Source organism: Youngimonas ophiurae (nom. illeg.) (assembly GCF_049803795.1).
GTDB lineage: Bacteria > Pseudomonadota > Alphaproteobacteria > Rhodobacterales > Rhodobacteraceae > Thalassobius.
The window spans coordinates 1-17586 of record NZ_JBNAGJ010000005.1 but is presented as its reverse complement, the minus strand read 5'-3'; the positions used below and the strand labels follow the sequence as shown (position 1 = coordinate 17586).

17 protein-coding genes are annotated in these 17586 nt (G+C 61.7%); 6 read left to right on the top strand and 11 right to left on the bottom strand.

Translation table 11 applies throughout. The annotated features are described in order from the left end of the window. Positions 1–2: 2 nt before the first annotated feature. The 3 genes from ACP15O_RS11845 to ACP15O_RS11835 all read right to left on the bottom strand — a co-directional run bounded on the left by ACP15O_RS11845 (position 3) and on the right by ACP15O_RS11835 (position 3901). Positions 3–674, bottom strand: a complete 672-nt coding sequence (locus tag ACP15O_RS11845) for an adenylate kinase (protein ID WP_425096313.1) — start codon at positions 672–674, stop codon at positions 3–5. Between the two features lie 5 nt (positions 675–679). Then, on the bottom strand, positions 680–2644 hold the full coding sequence (gene acs, locus ACP15O_RS11840; protein ID WP_425096312.1) for an acetate--CoA ligase: 1965 nt from the start codon (positions 2642–2644) through the stop codon (positions 680–682). A gap of 369 nt (positions 2645–3013) precedes the next feature. Continuing rightward, entirely contained in the window at positions 3014–3901 is an 888-nt protein-coding gene (locus ACP15O_RS11835; RefSeq protein WP_425096311.1) for a hypothetical protein, read from the bottom strand. A 177-nt stretch (positions 3902–4078) separates the two neighbouring features. Between ACP15O_RS11835 and ACP15O_RS11830 the strand changes: the two genes are divergently transcribed. After that, positions 4079–4888 carry an enoyl-CoA hydratase/isomerase family protein gene (locus tag ACP15O_RS11830; protein ID WP_425096310.1) on the top strand — a complete coding sequence of 270 codons (810 nt, stop codon included), beginning with the start codon at positions 4079–4081 and terminating at the stop codon, positions 4886–4888. Between the two features lie 39 nt (positions 4889–4927). Here the strand turns inward: ACP15O_RS11830 and aroQ are convergent, their stop codons facing one another. Then, a complete protein-coding gene (aroQ, locus tag ACP15O_RS11825) occupies positions 4928–5368 on the bottom strand; it encodes a type II 3-dehydroquinate dehydratase (RefSeq protein WP_425096309.1) in 441 nt (146 codons plus the stop codon). A gap of 78 nt (positions 5369–5446) precedes the next feature. Continuing rightward, positions 5447–6043 carry an acyl-homoserine-lactone synthase gene (locus ACP15O_RS11820; protein ID WP_425096308.1) on the bottom strand — a complete coding sequence of 199 codons (597 nt, stop codon included), beginning with the start codon at positions 6041–6043 and terminating at the stop codon, positions 5447–5449. Positions 6044–6540: 497 nt separating this feature from the next. On the opposite strand from ACP15O_RS11820, the gene ACP15O_RS11815 reads away from it, so the two are divergent. From ACP15O_RS11815 to ACP15O_RS11805, 3 genes are all read left to right on the top strand, one after another. Beyond that, on the top strand, positions 6541–7920 hold the full coding sequence (locus ACP15O_RS11815; protein ID WP_425096307.1) for a sensor histidine kinase: 1380 nt from the start codon (positions 6541–6543) through the stop codon (positions 7918–7920). 80 nt (positions 7921–8000) lie between these two features. After that, on the top strand, positions 8001–9089 hold the full coding sequence (locus ACP15O_RS11810; protein WP_425096306.1) for an ATP-binding protein: 1089 nt from the start codon (positions 8001–8003) through the stop codon (positions 9087–9089). Between the two features lie 72 nt (positions 9090–9161). Further along, positions 9162–9551 carry a response regulator gene (locus ACP15O_RS11805; protein WP_425096305.1) on the top strand — a complete coding sequence of 130 codons (390 nt, stop codon included), beginning with the start codon at positions 9162–9164 and terminating at the stop codon, positions 9549–9551. Here ACP15O_RS11805 and ACP15O_RS11800 read toward each other — a convergent pair. Genes ACP15O_RS11800 through ACP15O_RS11790 form a run of 3 tightly spaced genes read right to left on the bottom strand, consistent with a single transcriptional unit; the run spans position 9548 to position 12090 of the window. After that, positions 9548–10327, bottom strand: a complete 780-nt coding sequence (locus tag ACP15O_RS11800; RefSeq protein WP_425096304.1) for a LamB/YcsF family protein — start codon at positions 10325–10327, stop codon at positions 9548–9550. The two genes, ACP15O_RS11805 and ACP15O_RS11800, sit on opposite strands and share 4 nt — an antisense overlap. A 3-nt stretch (positions 10328–10330) precedes the next feature. Continuing rightward, positions 10331–11344 (bottom strand): 5-oxoprolinase subunit C family protein, encoded by a 1014-nt coding sequence (locus ACP15O_RS11795; RefSeq protein WP_425096303.1) that lies wholly within the window; start codon positions 11342–11344, stop codon positions 10331–10333. Continuing rightward, positions 11341–12090 carry a 5-oxoprolinase subunit B family protein gene (locus tag ACP15O_RS11790; protein ID WP_425096302.1) on the bottom strand — a complete coding sequence of 250 codons (750 nt, stop codon included), beginning with the start codon at positions 12088–12090 and terminating at the stop codon, positions 11341–11343. The genes ACP15O_RS11795 and ACP15O_RS11790 overlap by 4 nt, the downstream gene beginning before the upstream one ends. Before the next feature lie 219 nt (positions 12091–12309). Between ACP15O_RS11790 and chrA the strand changes: the two genes are divergently transcribed. Continuing rightward, positions 12310–13494: a chromate efflux transporter gene (chrA, locus tag ACP15O_RS11785; RefSeq protein WP_425096301.1), complete on the top strand. Its 1185-nt coding sequence runs from the start codon at positions 12310–12312 to the stop codon at positions 13492–13494. A 44-nt stretch (positions 13495–13538) separates the two neighbouring features. Next, positions 13539–14015 (top strand): Cys-tRNA(Pro) deacylase, encoded by a 477-nt coding sequence (gene ybaK / locus ACP15O_RS11780; protein ID WP_425096300.1) that lies wholly within the window; start codon positions 13539–13541, stop codon positions 14013–14015. A gap of 112 nt (positions 14016–14127) precedes the next feature. Here ybaK and ACP15O_RS11775 read toward each other — a convergent pair whose 3' ends face one another. The 3 genes from ACP15O_RS11775 to ACP15O_RS11765 form a co-directional block, all read right to left on the bottom strand. Further along, positions 14128–15915 (bottom strand): acyl-CoA dehydrogenase, encoded by a 1788-nt coding sequence (locus ACP15O_RS11775; protein ID WP_425096299.1) that lies wholly within the window; start codon positions 15913–15915, stop codon positions 14128–14130. Positions 15916–15925: 10 nt separating this feature from the next. Further along, complete coding sequence (locus tag ACP15O_RS11770) at positions 15926–16846, bottom strand: FAD-binding protein (RefSeq protein WP_425096298.1); 921 nt, start codon at positions 16844–16846, stop codon at positions 15926–15928. Further along, on the bottom strand, positions 16846–17586 hold a 741-nt coding region (locus ACP15O_RS11765; RefSeq protein WP_425096297.1), incomplete at its 5' end, for an electron transfer flavoprotein subunit beta/FixA family protein. The genes ACP15O_RS11770 and ACP15O_RS11765, both read right to left, overlap by 1 nt.

Sequence of the window (17586 nt, the reverse complement as noted above, 5' to 3'; positions counted from 1 at the left end):
ACTTACGCCATCGCTTTGGTAACGATGCCCGCAAGCCCTTCTGCAATCGCGTCGATTTCACCCATGGCGTCGATGCGCTGCAAAACTCCCTTATCGCCGTAATAGGCGATCAATGGTGCGGTCTGCGCGTGATAGGCCTCCAGGCGGCTGGCCACCGTTTCAGCGTTATCGTCGGCGCGGCGCTTCATGTCCGTACCGCCGCATTTGTCACACACACCGTCCTGCGCCGGCTGCTTGAAGCTATCGTGATAGCCCTCGCCGCATCCCGCGCAGGTGTAACGACCCGAGATCCGGGTCACCATTGCTGCGTCATCCACCTCCAGGCTGACGGCAGCGTTGATCTTCTGGCCGCTTTCGGCCAGCAGATTGTCCAGAGCTTCGGCCTGAACGGTCGTCCGGGGAAAACCGTCCAGAATCACGCCCTTGGTGCAATCGGCTTCGGCCAGACGGTCGCGCAGGATGTTGATCACGATTTCATCGCTGACCAGCTCTCCGGCTTCCATCACGGCCTTGGCCGCCTTACCGGCATCGGTGCCCGCGGCCACGGCCGCGCGCAACAGATCACCCGTGGACAATTGCACCAGGCCGAACGTGTCCTCAAGAACGCGGGCCTGCGTGCCCTTCCCGGCGCCCGGAGGGCCGAGAAGGATCAGAACGGCGGGGGTATCAGCCATCGGACTTAGCCCTTGTTCTGACGGTTTTCGATCAGATCATCCACAACCGAAGGATCGGCCAGCGTCGAGGTATCGCCCAGGCTGCCGAAATCGTCCTCGGCGATCTTGCGCAGGATCCGGCGCATGATTTTCCCCGAGCGGGTCTTCGGCAGGCCGGGGGCCCACTGGATCAGATCCGGGCTGGCGATGGGGCCAATTTCCGTACGCACCCAGGTGCGCAGCTCTTTTTTCAGCTCATCCGAGGGCTCTTCGCCATTCATCAGCGTCACGTAGCAGTAGATGCCCTGCCCCTTGACGTCATGCGGATAGCCCACAACGGCGGCCTCGGCGACTTTGGAATGCGCCACCAGGGCGCTTTCCACCTCGGCGGTGCCCATGCGGTGGCCCGACACGTTGATCACATCGTCCACACGGCCCGTGATCCAATAGTAGCCATCGCCATCGCGGCGGCAGCCATCCCCGGTAAAGTAGTAGCCTTTGAAGTCGCTGAAATAGGTCTGCATAAAGCGTTCGTGGTCACCGTAAACGGTGCGCATCTGACCCGGCCAGCTGTCCTTGATGCACAGGACGCCTTCGGCTGCGGTTTCGTCGATTTCTGCGCCCGAGGTCGCATCCAGCAGCACCGGCTGCACCCCAAAGAACGGCTTGGTGGCCGAGCCAGGCTTCAGCGCGGTGGCGCCGGGCAGCGGGGTCAGCATGTGACCGCCGGTTTCGGTCTGCCACCAGGTGTCCACGATGGGGCATTTGCCCTTACCGACGACATCATTGTACCAGTTCCAGGCTTCGGGGTTGATCGGCTCGCCCACGGTGCCCAGCAGTTTCAGATCGCTCAGGTCGTATTTCTCGACGAACTCGGTGCCCTGGCCCATCAGCGCGCGGATCGCGGTGGGCGCGGTATAGAACTGGTTGACCTTGTGTTTCTCACACACGGCCCAGAAACGGCCGGCATCCGGATAGGTGGGCACGCCTTCGAACATCAGCGTGGTGCCGCCATTGGCCAGCGGGCCGTAGACGATATAGCTGTGGCCGGTGACCCAACCCACATCCGCAGTACACCAGTACACGTCGCCCTCGTGATAATCGAAGGTATACTGATGGGTCATCGCGGCATAGACCAGATACCCCCCCGAGCTGTGCACAACGCCCTTGGGTTTGCCGGTCGAGCCCGAGGTATACAGGATGAACAGCGGATCTTCGGCATTCATGGGCCGCGCGGGGCATTCGGGGCTGGCGTGCGACATCAGGTATTTGACATCCACGTCGCGGCCCTCAATCCAGGTGGTCTGATCGCCGGTGTGTTTCACCACCAGGCAGCGCACCTTATCCGAGCAGTGCAGCAAGGCCGCATCGGTGTTCGATTTCAGCGCGGTGCGGCGGCCGCCACGGGGGGCGGTGTCGGCGGTGATGACAACTTTGGCCCCCGAGTCGTTGATCCGGTTGGCCAGCGCATCGGGCGAGAAACCCGCGAAAACGATCGAGTGGATCGCGCCGATGCGGGCACAGGCCAGCATGGCATAGGCGGCCTCGGGGATCATCGGCAGATAGATCACCACCCGGTCGCCGCGCATCACACCCTGGCTAAGCAGGACGTTGGCCATGCGGTTCACGTTTTCCGACAGCTGGTTATAGGTGATGTACTGGGCTTCGTCCTCGGGGTTGTCGGGCTCGAAGATGATGGCGGTTTGTTCGCCGCGCGTGGCCAGGTGGCGGTCCACACAGTTATAGGCGACGTTCAGAACGCCATCCTCGAACCATTTGATATCGACTTTGCCGTATTCGAAAGTGGTGTTCTTGACCTTCGTATAGGGCTCCATCCAGTCCAGACGCTTGCCGTGCTCTCCCCAGAAAGCTTCGGGGTCATTCACCGAGGCTGCATACATCTCTTCGTATTTCGCTGCGTCGGCATGGGCCTTGGACGCAAATTCAGCCGAGACGGGGTAGACAGGTTCTGTCGTGGTTTGTTCAGTCACAGCAAGGTTCCTCCCTTGAATCTTTGAAAACGGGACCGGCACGCAGGCCGGAAGAAATTGAATTATCCGCGCTCCGTCACAATCATAGTCGAAAATGAAAACAAGGAAATAAGTATGCGAAAAAACAGCATTTATTTGTAAAGTTTTGTCACGCTGCCCGTTAATTTTGTAAATTCTTAACTATGACGTCACGTAACTGACTTTAAAACAACACTAAAATGTGAAAACGCCATGAAGCCAGGCAAAGCCCGCCCCGCCCCTGCCCCCCGACTAAAGGATGAGCCACCAAACCGCAGCCTGCCGCGACAGATTGGCACGGTATGCATTTGCATACTGATTTCAGGGAACTCCGCCCTATAGCGAGTCGGGCTACAAAAGATCGCGCAAAGGTTCGGGAATGGTGACGCGGCGCGGGTTTTGGGCCATGATCGCGTGATCCACGACCATCTTTTTCCCGTCGGTCTTGATAGCGCCGCGCAGCAGCTGAGCACAGTCCGCAAACCCGGCCTCCACCGGCACCTCTGCGGCGCGCTCAAAATGGCCGAACTCTTTTTCGCGGATCATCGCGGGGTCCGACCAGTTGATCCAGAACCGTTTGCCCACGCTGGCCGGATCGTCCGAGCGGGCGTTATGCTCTTTGGATTGAGCCACGATCTGCTGGCGCTCGGCCATGCGTTCGGCGTAATCGGGGGTCACGTAATGCAGGTGAAACAGCAGCAGGTCAGGATCGATTGTAAACTGGCCGCGTACCAATCCGTGCCCGCCGATCGTGTAAACGACACGCGCCCGCGCCACGCAGGGTTTGGTGTATTTCGCGCTTAGAATCGCCTGCGGATGGGTGCGCAACACGCCCTGGCGCACATCCCCCTGCCCTGTCGGGATCAGGTTCAGCCCAACCGGAGACAACGCCACCGTTTCCGCAGGGCTGGTCTCCAGATGCTCTTGTAACGAGGCTTTGGGGCCGACATAGGCGATCAGCTCATCGACATCCGTGCAGATCACCCGGTCATAGAATCCCAGCAGGCCGTTCGTCACCCCGCCCAGCAGATCCCAGCGGCGCCGGTCCAGATCAATCGTCAGCTCTTCGCGCGGGATATGGATGACATTGCAGCCCGCCGCGATCTCATTGATCCGGGGATCCCCCCCGTGGTTCAGCACATAAAGATTGCTGCGCGCCACGTATTGCGCGTTATGGCTGACCCATTTTTCCAGCAGCCAGTAATCGCGCCAGACCATCGTCACGAATGCCAGTTTCATGCTCGGGCCTCTCTGCCTCTTTTACCGTTGCCCGAGTCCTATCATAGCGCAGCTGGCGCGCCTAGCGGACTTAGCCTTCAGACGTCCGATGTGATTGGGCCGATTAGGGCACAGTGGTTGCAACTGACTAAGGTTTCGTAAAGATAGTCCACATGCGAAGGATCAAGGGAGGCGCATATGGCACAAACCGAATTTCCGGCCCAGCCCGGCCCAGAGGACGGCCTGATCGTCAGCCAGGTTCTGGGCGCGACCTGCCTGATCTGGCTGAACCTGCCGCAAAAACGCAACGCCCTGTCCCCCGCCCTGCGCGAGGAGCTGCGGACCGCCCTGATCGAAGCCAACGAAGACCCCGCGATCCGCGCCATCGTGATCACCGGCACGCAGGGCTGTTTCAGCGCGGGCGGAGACATCTCGACCATGAAGGGCATCAGCTCGGTTGCGGGGCGCGAACGGATGCAGCGCGCGGGCGATCTGATGCGCACGCTGATCGACAGCCCCAAGCCGGTGATCGCCGCGATCGAGGGCTGGTCCGTCGGCGCGGGCCTGTCGCTAAGCGCGGCCTGCGACATCGCGGTGGCAGCCAGCGATGCCCGGTTTTCCCTGCCCTTTGGCAATCTGGGGCTGATTCCGGATCTGGGCGCGCTGTATACGCTGCCGGCACGGATCGGGATGGGGCGAACGAAATGGATGGCGTTTTCGCGCCGGGCGATCTCGGCCCAGCAGGCGCTGGACTGGGGGCTGATCGAGGAAATCACCGCCCCCGGTCAGGCTCTGCCGCACGCGCTGGCCCTGGCCGAGGACATCGCCACAGGCGCGCCGCTGACCAACGCCTACACAAAACAGTTGCTGGCGCGTCACCCGCTGCCCCTGCCCGAGTTTCTGGCCGCCGAGCGGGACACCCAGGCGCTGCTGTATACCTCAGCGGATTTTGCCGAAGGCTATGCCGCGTTCTTTGACAAACGCGCGCCAGAGTTCAAAGGAAAATAAACAAGACAGCCCGCTCTGCCACAAGGCTGACCGCGGGGGTTATCGCGCCAGAAGCTCGCCCAGGTGGCGGGTGGCCAGAGCATACCCCTGCACGCCAAAGCCCGCCATCACCGCATCCGCGCGCGCGCTGACATAGGAATGGTGACGGAAGGGCTCGCGTTTGTGAACCTGACTGATATGCACCTCGATCACCGGGCCATCGAACGTATTCAGCGCATCCAGAATCGCCACCGACGTATGCGTATAGGCGGCCGGGTTGATGATGATGCCCGCCGCCTGTTCGCGCGCCTCGTGGATCCAGTCGATCAGCTGACCCTCGTGATTGGATTGCAGCAGCCTGATGTGCAGGCCGAATGCCTCGGCCACCCCGGCACAGCGCTGCGCCACATCCTGCAACGTGTCCGCGCCATAGATTTCGGGCTCGCGTTTGCCCAGAAGGTTCAGGTTGGGGCCGTTCAGAATGTAGATCGTCTTGCTCATGGGTGCCTCGAAACTGCAAAGAGGGCCCTGGCGGACCCTCTGATGTTTATGGGCGTTTCCGGCCCGCCTGTTAAGCCCCTAGTTCGAGAACTTCAGCGCGTTGAACAAAGCCGCCTGGCTGGTCACCCCATCAATCGAGAATTTGCGCCCCACCGGCACCGCGTCCAGATCCATCCGGCGCAGCCAGCGAGACCAGACCTGCGGCACGATCCCGATCACATGGCTTGCGCCCATCTCGCGGGTGCAGCTGACCATCTGCCCCATGATCACGTTTTGCACCTGCATCCGGCGCGAGGCGGGAACGTCCTCGGCAATGAACAGGCGCGAGGCCTCGACGATCCGGGGCTCGACCGGGGCGTCGATGAACAGCACATCCTGAGGAATACTGTCCAGCAGCCCCTTCTGCGCGTCGCGCAGCATATAGCTGTACACCCCAACCTGCGCCGTTGTCGGCAGCAGCCGGAACCCGCCCAGGACCTCTCCGTATTCGTGCACGGCGACCCACCGGGCCTGAGGCGTGTCGTACTGATCGAACTCCATTCCCTCGGTATGCGGCAAATCCCAGTGCAGACGATCAATGAAGGTCTGCTTGCGCGCCTTCAGGTAATTGACCAGAAGATCGCCATATTGCCCCATCGTGCCAAAGGACATCATCGTCGATTTGATATGTCCCACAGGCGCCAGCGCGGGGCGTTTCCTGGTGCGTTTGACCGGCGTCACCGGGCGCCGAGGAGAAACCGGAGCAACAGGCTCCAACTCGGGAAAAACTTGCAGTGATCTTGATTGGCTCGCGGCCACAGCTGTTTGTGTCATGTCCTGCCCGACCATGTTTTTTGAACAACATTAGGAGACCAAACCGTTGCGTCACCTAAAAAATTCTACGCTTTCAACAAAAAAACGCCACAATGATGTATGGGCAACACATGTCGTCACGTTAAGATTGTGATCAAACCCCTTTGATCACCAAACACACCGAATAACGACGCACAAACATGCGGTTACAGCCCCTTGCTACTACCCCAGAGGGTATCATGCAAACTTATGTCAGCCAATACACGAAATGTTAAATTTTCTGCATCTTTGGTAAAAAAATCCAAATGTGCCGAATTTTCGCCAATATCGCCAAATACAAAAAAATGACGACAGATAGGAAACGATCCGGCTGAGAGCAGATGGCCCATCGAGCACTTATCAGAAAGTTCAGCAGAAACTGGCTCAGGCTTGACCGTCTGGAACGCCAGCTGAAGGACTATGTGGACGCCACCACCGGCCTGCTTTGGCAGCGCCAGGCGATATTTATGTCCGCCACTTTGCTGACCGCTTTCTACTTCGACCCGAAAATTTCGTTCATCAGCTATACCGGCGTGCTGTTCTCCGAGGTTCTGGACCTGATCGCCGCCCGGCGCGTGCGCAACTGGAATGGCGAGGGCCAGGGCAAGGCCCTGAGCTTCCTGGCTGGGATCATGTTCAACACATTGGTCAGTTCGGTGGCGATTTGCCTGTTCATCATCATGGTGGCCGAGCAGCAAACCCAGGGCGGACATTTCACGCCGCTGTTCTTCCTGTTTGCCGCGGCCCTGTTTGCCGCCATGAACAACCACCAGATTCTGCCTGCCCTGTTTCTAAGGCTGATCATCTATGGCGCGACCTTTACCTATATTGCGCTGATGGACATCCTGCGGACCTATCCGCCCATCGACACGCCGCCCTGGCTGGAATTTTTCACGATCCTGTTCGTGATGTATTTCATCATCGACATCTCGATTCAGTTTCTGAAGCTCTATCGCGCCGGGGTGCGCCAGCTTGAGGAACTGCGCCGCGAACACGAACGCACCCTGGCCGCGCTGACCGTCAAATCCGAATTCCTGTCCACCGTCAGCCACGAGCTGCGCACGCCCCTGACCTCGATCAAGGGCTCGCTGGATCTGGTGAACAAAGGTTCGCTGGGCGAGATCCCCCCGCAACTGGCCCCCGTTTTGGACATCGCGGGCAAGAATGCGGTCCGGCTGGCCAATCTGATCGACGATCTGCTAGACCTGCAAAAGTTCGAAGCCGGAGAGATGGTGTTCAATTTCGAGCCGCTCGATTCCAATGAACTGCTGCAAGAAGCCGTTGACGCCAACTCTGGCTTCGCCCGCAGCCTGGGCATTTCGGTAACCGCCCACCCCGCGCCCGAGCCCCTGCTGATCCACGCAGACCGCGCCCGCATGATGCAGGTTATGGCCAATCTTCTGTCGAATGCGGTGAAGTTCTCGGATGAGAACGGGCATGTGGACGTGCGCCTGCGCGGCACGGAAACCGAGGTGATCATCTCTGTCATCGACTATGGCGTCGGCATCCCCCCCGAAAGCGAGGATCGCGTTTTTGGCCAGTTCAGCCAGATCGACTCGTCGGATCAGCGCAAGGTCGGCGGCACCGGCCTGGGCATGAATATCTCAAAACAGATCGTCAAACGGCACCAGGGTAAGCTGGAGTACATCAGCACTCTGGGGGAAGGCACCACATTCTTTGTGACGCTGAAACGCGACATCCCCGAAACAGAAGAGGACTGACACCATGCCCTGCCTTTCCGTCAGCCCTAAATTCGCCCCTTTCTTGTACTACCCTTGTAATCAGTAAATCGGTGACAACCATGATCTCTTACGCTCCTTTTCCAGACCAGCAGACCGCCCTTTCAGAAATACTGGAAGAGCTGCATGACGAGGTCTATGTCTATGACGCGAACACGCTTAGCGTGATCTACGCCAATAAGACCGCGCGCCGCCGCTGCGACTGGTCCGAGGCCGAAGTGCGCAGCAAAAAGATCTACGATTCCTCCAAGATGTTCGACACCGAGGCCTTTCACAGCCATGTCGAACCCCTGCGCGCCAGAATGTCGGATGCGGTGACCGTCGAAACCCTGCATGAAAAAGGCCTGGTGGAGATCACCACCCGCTATCTGTCATCGCTGCACGGCAGCCCGGTTTTCCTGTCGGTTCTGCGTGACCGCGAACACCGCCGCCAGCTTGAACGCGCCCGCGCGCAGGCCTTCTCGGAAATCGTGCATGATCTGCGCACACCGCTGACCTCGATCATGGGGGCGCTCAAGCTGATGGATTCGGGCACGGTGGGCGAAATGCCCCCACAGGCGAAATCCATACTGGAACTGATCCAGCGCAATGCCGACAACCTGCTGTCGATCGTCGGGGACATTCTGGACCTGCAAAAATACTCGACCAGCGCCACCCCCGAACAAGAGGAATTCGAACAGCTTGATCTGGTCGAACTGGTCAAAGAGGCGGTGGCCGCGCATCTGGGCTATTGCGCGGTGCATAATGTGCAATTGAGCCTGCGCGCCTCGCCCGATCAGGCCTGGATCAAGGGCGTGCCGCTGCGGTTACACCAGTTGCTGGCCAACCTGCTGTCCAACGCGATCAAGAACTCTCCGTCGCATGAAACCGTGGATATTGAAATGCTGGGCACGCCGGACAGCTGGCAGATCCGCATTGCCAATACCGGCCCCGGCATCCCCGAGCACCTGCGCGACCGGATTTTCGAAAACTACGTTCAACATGCCTCGGCCAAAGGGACCAAGGTTAAGGGAACCGGGCTGGGTCTGGCAATCTGTAAGAAAATCATAAAAACGCACGGTGGCGAAATCGGATTTTCATGCGATACTGGCGAAAAGACCGTGTTCTATGTCAGCCTGCCCAAACAGGCTCCGCCGCACGAAAAAACATAAAACTCAAGAGCATACGCATCTTTTTGGGATCAGGATGCGGACTCAGCTGAAGACAGGAAACAGCGCCCGAAGATGGAAGAGCTAAGACGAATCCTGCACGTCGATGATGACGAAGACATCCGCGTTATCGTTAAAATGGCGCTGGAACTGGTGGGCCAGTTCGAAGTGGCACAATTTTCATCAGGGGCCGAGGCGCTGAAAGGCATCGGCGATTTCGACCCGCAGATGTTCCTGCTGGACGTGATGATGCCCGAAATGACAGGCGAGGAAACCTGGCAGGCCCTCAAGAAGATCCCCGGTCAGGAAAATGTGCCCGCCGTGTTCCTGACCGCCAAGGCCGAAGAGGCCTTTGCCGAACGGCTGTTGGCGCAGGGCTGTCTGGCGGTGATCACCAAACCCTTCGATCCGATTGATCTGTGCACCCGGCTCAGTCAGCATTGGGCAGAGCTGCAAACAGCCTAGGCCTGAACTGGCGCGCCGGCGAAGGGCGCGATCCGCACCCCGTTCGCCTCAAGCGTTGCCCGCACCTGCGCCGCGATCTGCACCGCTGCGGGTGTATCCCCATGCAGGCAGATCGTGTCGATCCGGGTGAGAATCCGCGCGCCGCTTTGCGTCAGGATGGCCCCGGCGCGCACCATGTCCAGCACCCGCTGCGCCGCCGCCTTGGGATCGTGGATCACGGCCCCCGGCAGGCTGCGATCCACCAGGGTTGCATCGTCATTATAGGCCCGGTCCGCGAAAATCTCGCAGGCGGCGTTGCAGCCCAGCTCTGCCGCAGCACGCTGTTGCTGCGTGCCGGCCAGAACCAGGATAATCAGTTCTGGATCCACCTGTAGCGCGGCCCGGTAGCAGGCCAGGGCCATGGCTTTGTCCTCGGCTGCCATATTCGCCAGCGCGCCATGCAGTTTCAGGTGCCGCACTTGCCCGCCACTGGCCCGCGCCATGGCCTGCGCGGCCCCCAGCTGGTAGCGCACCAGGTTGCCCAGACTGTCCAGAGCCATCCGCAGGGGCCGCCGCCCAAATCCCTGCAAATCGGCAAAACCCGGATGCGCTCCGATTTCCACCCCGTTCCGGACCGCCAGCGCCATGGTCCGCGCCATCGTATCCCAATCGCCCGCGTGCATCCCGCAGGCAACATTGGCCGAGCTGACCACCCGCAACAGCGCCGCGTCATCGCCCATGGACCAGGCACCATAGCTTTCGCCCATATCGGCATTCAGATCGACGGTCAGGTTCATGGCTCAGGGCTCCTCGGTTCCGGCAATCATGCCGCTGATCAACTGATAGGACAACAGATCCGGCATGTCCGCCGGATCGCGCAGCAGAGGCCGCACCCCCGCACCAAGCGCCCGCAGCCCCGCCCGCGCGCGGGTTTCGGCCTGATAGGCGTCCTCGCGGGTCACAAAAGCAAACCGGATCGTATCGCCCGGCATCGCCTGCGCCACGCGCGGCAGATCACACGGCAGCACGGTTCCAATCCGCGGATAGCCCCCTGTTGTCTGGCACTCGGCCATCAGGACAAAGGGCGTGCCATCGCCGGTGATCTGAATATCGCCGGGCACGATCACCTCGGACAGGGCAGTCAGCCCGCCCTCGGCCCGAAAGCCCGCCCCGTCCGAGACCATCCGCAGCCCCATCCGATTGCCCCGGTGATCGCGGTGAAACTCGGTCTGTTCAAAGCGCTGCAATTGGGCGGGATCGAACAGATCGGTCTGCAAGCTGGGCAGCACGCGCACCTCTCCGCCGCCGAAACGGGGCTCAGGGGGCAGCGTCATCCCCACCTCTGTGCCGTGATCCGCGCCGATGTGCAGAACCGTCCCCGGCTGCACCCCCTGCCCCAGCCCCGCCGCCAGATGCGATGACAGCGATCCCAGAACCGGCGTCTCGGCCAGCCCGCCGCCAAAAGTCAGATAGCCATAGGTGCCCCGGCGCGCAGGCCCGATGCTGAGCACCTGCCCCGCGCCCAGCAGATGACTGGCGTTCCAGGCCAGGGGCGCACCGTCGAGAGTGGCCGTCATCTGCGCGCCGGTCAGCGCGATCCGCATATCCTGAGAGGCCCTGAAATCGCCGCCCATGCCGGGCATCTCGATCGCACCCAGATCTGGCGATTGCCCCAGCAGGGCCGCGCCCTCCGACAGGGCCAGAATATCCGCCGCCCCGCCGCGGGACAGGCCATAGGCCAGATAGCCCGGCCGCCCCCGATCCTGGCAGGTGATACCCGGCCCGGCCTTCAGGATGCTGACCTGGCGCGTCATGACAGCGGCACGCAGGTTGCGCCCCCATCCGGGCCCGAGGCAGCGATCCGTTCGAATTGCTCTCGTGTTATGGCGGGAAACAGCACCTCATCGCCCGGACGCAGCACAAAGGGCGTATCGCTTTGCGGACGGAACAGGCGGATCGCGGTTTGCCCCACATGCCGCCAGCCGGTCGGAGTGGACACCGGAAACAGCACCATCTGCCGGATCGCAACGGTCAGCGCGCCCTCGGGGATTCGCTCTGTCAGGGTTTTCTGGCGCGGGATGTCCCAGCAGTCGGGCAGCGCCCCCAGATAAGGCATTCCCGGCGCAAAACCGATGGTCTGCACCCGCACCCGCGTGCCAGAAAGCGAGGCAATGGCCTCTTGCTCGGACAGTCCCGCAGCGGCGGCGGCCTGATCCAACTGCGGCGCCAGATCCGAGCCATAAGCCGTGGGAATACGCCACAGACGGCGCCCTTCGGGCAAATCGGCCGCATACCAGTCGCGCTGCGCCAGCAGATGTTCCAGATTGGCCCGCATCTGCGCATGGCCCTGCGCCAGCGGATCGAACCGCAGAAAACAGGACACCAAAGAGGTACTGGTTTCCTCGATCCCCGGACACTCCGCATGTTCCAATGCCGCCCGAAACGCCAGCGCAGCCCGGTTCGCAGGCTCGCTAAGCTCAGCGCCAAAGCTGATCAGCATCCCGTCGAACCCCACATTGCGCAGGCGGGGCCATCCATCGAATTGGGCAGGGACAGTCATGGCGCGGCGCGGTCCGTTTCTGGGGGCTCTGCGCCAATTCACTCTGATCGCCGTGGAAAGTCAACGCCCGCCCCCCAATCGGCGGTTTTCCTGTGGTTTCCAGCGGTTAGAATGCCCCAACGGGCCAATTTCCGATTGGCTCAGCGGCGGCGCGTTTGTGACATGACTTTGTTGCACCTGCTGCGTTAAAGTGCCGGAAATCAACCCCGCAGGCCGTTTATGTCCGATCAGAATAAACGCGGTTCCGCCGCCGAAGTGTTCCTTGTTTTCCTGCGCCTGGGGCTTAGCTCGTTTGGCGGGCCGATTGCGCATATCGGGTATTTTCGGGATGAATTCACCACCCGCCGCAAATGGCTGAGCGAGACCGAGTTCGCCGATCTGGTGGCGCTGTGTCAGTTTCTGCCCGGCCCGGCCTCCAGCCAGTTTGGGTTTGCCGTTGGGCTGATGCGCGCGGGGCCCTTGGGGGCGCTGGCGGCGTTCATCGCCTTCACCCTGCCCTCGGCGCTGGTGCTGATGGCCGTGGCCGTCGCGGTTTTGCAGCTTGAAAGCGCCTGGGTCGGGCAGGCTTTGCACGGGCTGAAAATCGTCGCTGTTGCAATCGTCGCCCAGGCTGTCTGGGGCATGGCGCACAGCCTGTGCCCGGACAAAGAGCGCGGCACGATTGCGCTGCTGGCGGTGGCGCTGGTGGCTTTTGCTCCGGTCCCGATTGCCATGCCCGCAGCCATCGTTCTGGGGGCGGTGATCGGGCTGTTTCTGGCCAGAGGCACTGTTTATACCGCCCAGCCGATGCCGGTGCGTATCTCTCGTGTTTTCAGCCTGTTATGCCTGACCCTAGCGCTGGCTCTGCTTATGGGGCTGCCCCTGCTGGGGCCGCTTGGTGGCTCCTTTGCAAGCGGGGTGGCCCTGTTTGACAGCTTCTATCGCGCCGGAGCGCTGGTGTTTGGCGGCGGGCATGTGGTGCTGCCCCTGCTAGAGGCCGAGCTGGTCCCCGCATGGCTTAGCGCCGACAGTTTTCTGGCCGGTTATGGCGCGGCCCAGGCGGTGCCCGGACCGCTGTTTACCTTTGCTGCGTATCTGGGAATGGCCATTGGCGGCTGGCCCGCCGCGCTGCTGGCGCTGATTGCGATTTTCCTGCCCGGTTTTCTGTTGCTGCTGGCGGTCCTGCCGCATTGGGCGAACCTGCGCCGACACTCTTGGGCGCAATCGGCGATGCAGGGGGCGAATGCGGCCGTAGTGGGAATTCTGGGCGCGGCTTTGTACGATCCGGTCTTTACCTCGGGGGTAAGCGGGCTGGCGGATCTGGTGCTGGCGCTGCTATGTCTGCTGTTGCTGATGCAATGGAAGGCCCCACCCTGGAGCGTCGTTCTGCTTGGCGCGCTGGGTGGGGTTTTGCTGGCGCTCTGATCCACGCCAGGCTAGGTAAATCGCGCCCCATTCTGGATCGACACATGAGCAAAGCCACCCCCGCCACGCGGTTTCTGGACCGCAGCAAAGCCACCTACAGGATTGTTTCCTATGATTATGCTCCGGGTGCCGAGCGGATCGGCCTGCAAGCCGCCCAGGCCATCGGCATGTCCCCTGACCATGTGCTGAAAACCCTGATGACCGAGGTCGATGGCAAACCGGCCTGCGTTGTCCTGCCCGCCGACAGAACCTTATCAATGAAGAAGGTGGCCGCAGCCTTTGGAGGCAAATCGGCGGCCATGATGCCCCCTGAAAAAGCCGAGCGCCTGACCGGGTTTCACACTGGCGGGATCAGCCCGTTCGGTCAGAAACGTCAGGTGCCGACAGCCATCGAGCGCACAGCGATCAGCTCCGATGAGGTCGCGATCAATGGCGGAAAACGCGGGCTGATGGTGGTGCTGCCGGCCGATCTGGCCGCCCGGCTGTTACGGGCCATTCATGCGCCCTTGGTGGCTGAATAAACGCCGGATCGACAGCCGGTGTTGCGCCGGGCCGCGCGTGACATCGGGCCGCGCTGCGGCGTGATCAAGTGTCCCGGCCCCGCTCTGGGATAGGAGGGCCGGGACAGATCGCTTAGGCGGGCACACCGAAATCGGCGGCTTGCAGGGAGAGCACATCCGCGGCTCCGGCCATGGCGATCTTTTGCAGCCCGCGCGCCTGCGGGAAAACATTAGACAGATAGAACACGGCGATGTTCAGCTTGGCCGTCAGGCTGGCGCTGCCCTGCCCGTTCTCGATCCGTTTCGCGGCCATCAGCGCGGCATCGCCCATCGCCCAGGCCCCCAGAGCAATCCCGAACAGTTCAAGGATCGTCGCCGCGGCGGCCTGCGGCTCGTGGCTGTTCTGCGCGACCAGCCAGTCGGTCAGCTCGGCGACGATATCGGCCGCTTCGGTAACTGCCGCACTCAGCGCCGCCCAATCGGTGCCCGCCGTGTCCTGCGCAGCCAGCGCCTGGGCCGAGGCCCGCATATCGGCGATCACCTCTTGCGCGGCCTGACCTTTGTCACGGATGATCTTGCGCCCCACCAGATCCAGAGCCTGAATGCCAGTGGTGCCCTCATAGATCGTGGTGATACGGGCATCGCGCAGATGCTGAGCCGCGCCGGTTTCCTCGACAAAGCCCATGCCGCCATGCACCTGCACCCCCAGCGAGGCACTGTGAACGCCCAGTTCCGTTGACCAGCCCTTGGCGATCGGGATCAGGAAATCCACGCGGCGCTGATGATAGGCGCGCTGATCGGGATCCGTGGCACGATGCGCATGATCCAGCGAGGCAGCGGCGCGATAGGCCAGCACGCGGGCGGCCTCGGTACGGGATTTCATCAGGCCCAGCATCCGGCGCACATCGGGGTGGCCCATGATCGTGGGGGCCGCGCCTGCTGGCGTGCCGCCCTGTTTACGCTCCATCGCATAGGCAATGGCGTGCTGGGTGGCATGTTCAGCCACCCCAATCCCCTGAAGACCGACATTCAGCCGCGCGTTATTCATCATCGCGAACATATATTGCAGGCCTTTGTTGGGCTCGCCCACCAAATACCCCACGGCCCCGCCATTATCGCCAAAGGCCAGAGTGCAGGTGGGGCTGGCGTGGATGCCCAGCTTATGCTCGATAGAGACACAGCGCACATCGTTGCGCGCCCCCAAAGAGCCATCTGCGTTGACCATGAATTTCGGCACGATGAACAGCGAAATCCCTTTGACCCCTTCGGGCGCGTCGGGCAGACGGGCCAGCACCAGATGGACGATATTCTCGGCCATGTCATGCTCGCCATAGGTGATGAAAATCTTCTGCCCCGAAACCAGATAGTGATCGCCCTGCGGTTCGGCCTTGGACCGGATCGCCGCCAGATCCGAGCCCGCCTGCGGCTCGGTCAGGTTCATCGTGCCGGTCCAGGTGCCGGTGACCAGATTGGGCAGATAGGCCTCTTTCAGCGCATCCGAGGCATAGCCCTCGATCGCCTCAATCGCGCCCTGCGTCAGCATCGGACACAGCTGGAAAGACATGTTCGCGCCCTGAAACATTTCCTGAATACAAGCGTTTACCGCCTGCGGCAGGCCCATGCCCCCATGTTCGGGATCGGCGGTCGGGCTGTTCCAGCCCATCTCGACAATCTGGGTATAGGCGTCTTTCCAGCCCGCAGGCGTGGTAACTGCGCCGTCTTCGAACCCCAGCCCCTGCTGATCGCCCGTGGCATTCAGCGGCGCCAGAACCTGACCGGCGAATTTGCCGGCTTCCTCCAGAATGGCGGCCACCATATCGGCCGAGGCTTCCTCAAGTCCGGGCAATTGGGCGATGTCCTCAAGACCGCACAGGTCCTCAAGCACGAACATCATGTCATCCAGCGGGGCAGTATAGCTCATCCCGGTCTCCTTAGATTTTGGCGGTCAGTTCAGGCAATGCGTCGAAGAGGTCTGCGACGAGTCCGAAGTCGGCGACCTGGAAGATGGGGGCCTCTTCGTCCTTGTTGATGGCGACGATGATTTTGCTGTCTTTCATGCCCGCAAGGTGTTGAATTGCCCCGGAAATCCCGACGGCGATATACAGATCCGGCGCGACGACCTTGCCGGTCTGGCCCACTTGCCAGTCGTTCGGGGCAAAGCCCGAATCCACCGCCGCGCGCGAGGCGCCGACGGCGGCGCCCAGCTTGTCGGCCAGGGCCTCGATCAGGGCGAAGTTTTCCTCGGAGCCGACACCGCGGCCGCCCGAAACGACAACGCCAGCCGAGGTCAGTTCCGGCCGGTCGCTTTCGGCGACCTTGTCCTCGACCCAGGTGCTAAGCCCGGCGTTGCCGGCGGCGGAGATTGCCTCAACCGGGGCGGCCGCGCCAGTGCCCGCCGCATCGAAAGTCGAGGTGCGAACCGTCAGTACCTTCTTGGAATCGTTGGATTTTACCGTCTGAACCGCGTTGCCCGCATAGACCGGGCGTTCAAACGTGGCGCCGTCCACAATCGCCGTCACATCCGACAAAACCATCACATCCAGCAGCGCGGCCACCCGCGGCAGAATGTTTTTTGCGCTGGCCGTGGACGGGGCAACGATATGTTCATAATTGCCTGCCAGGCTGACCAGCAGGTCGGCCACGGGCTCGGCCAGGCCGTTGGCGTAGGCCGCGTCATCGGCAACCAGAACCTTGGCCACACCTGCGATGGTGGCGGCCTCTTCGGCCGCGCCCGCAGGCCCGGCCACCAGAACCGTCACATCGCCCAGGGCGGTGGCGGCAGTGACAGCTTTGGCGGTGGCGTCCAGCGCCAGCGCCCCACCCGAGATTTCCGCAAGGAGAAGAACAGCCATTACACGACCCCCTTTTCTTTCAGCTTCGCAACCAGATCATCGACCGAGCCGACAATCTCTCCGGCCTGACGGGCCGCAGGTTCCGCAGTTTTCACGATCTCAAGACGCGGGGCGGTATCGACGCCGTAATCGGCGGCCGTTTTCTCGTCCAGCGGCTTCTTCTTGGCCTTCATGATGTTGGGCAGGCTGGCGTAGCGCGGCTCGTTCAGGCGCAGATCGGCGGTCACGATCGCCGGCAGCTTCACGCTGATCGTTTGCAGACCGCCGTCCACCTCGCGGGTGACAACGGCCGTATCGCCGTCAATCCCAACCTCAGAGGCAAAGGTCGCCTGACCCCACCCCAAAAGCGCCGCCAGCATCTGGCCGGTCGCGTTCATGTCGTTGTCGATCGCCTGCTTGCCCGCAATGACCAGGCCGGGGGCCTCTTCGTCGATCACGGCCTTCAGAATCTTGGCAACGGCCAGAGGTTCGATATCCGTGTGAACGTCATCCGCCGCAACAACCAAAATCGCACGGTCCGCCCCCATCGCCAGAGCCGTCCGCAGCGTTTCCTGCGCCTGTTTCACCCCGATCGACACAACGACGATCTCGTCCGCCTTGCCCGCTTCTTTCAGCCGGATCGCCTCTTCAACCGCGATCTCGTCGAACGGGTTCATCGACATCTTTACATTCGCAAGATCAACTCCGCCGCCATCCGCCTTAACGCGAACCTTTACGTTGTAGTCAATCACACGCTTGAC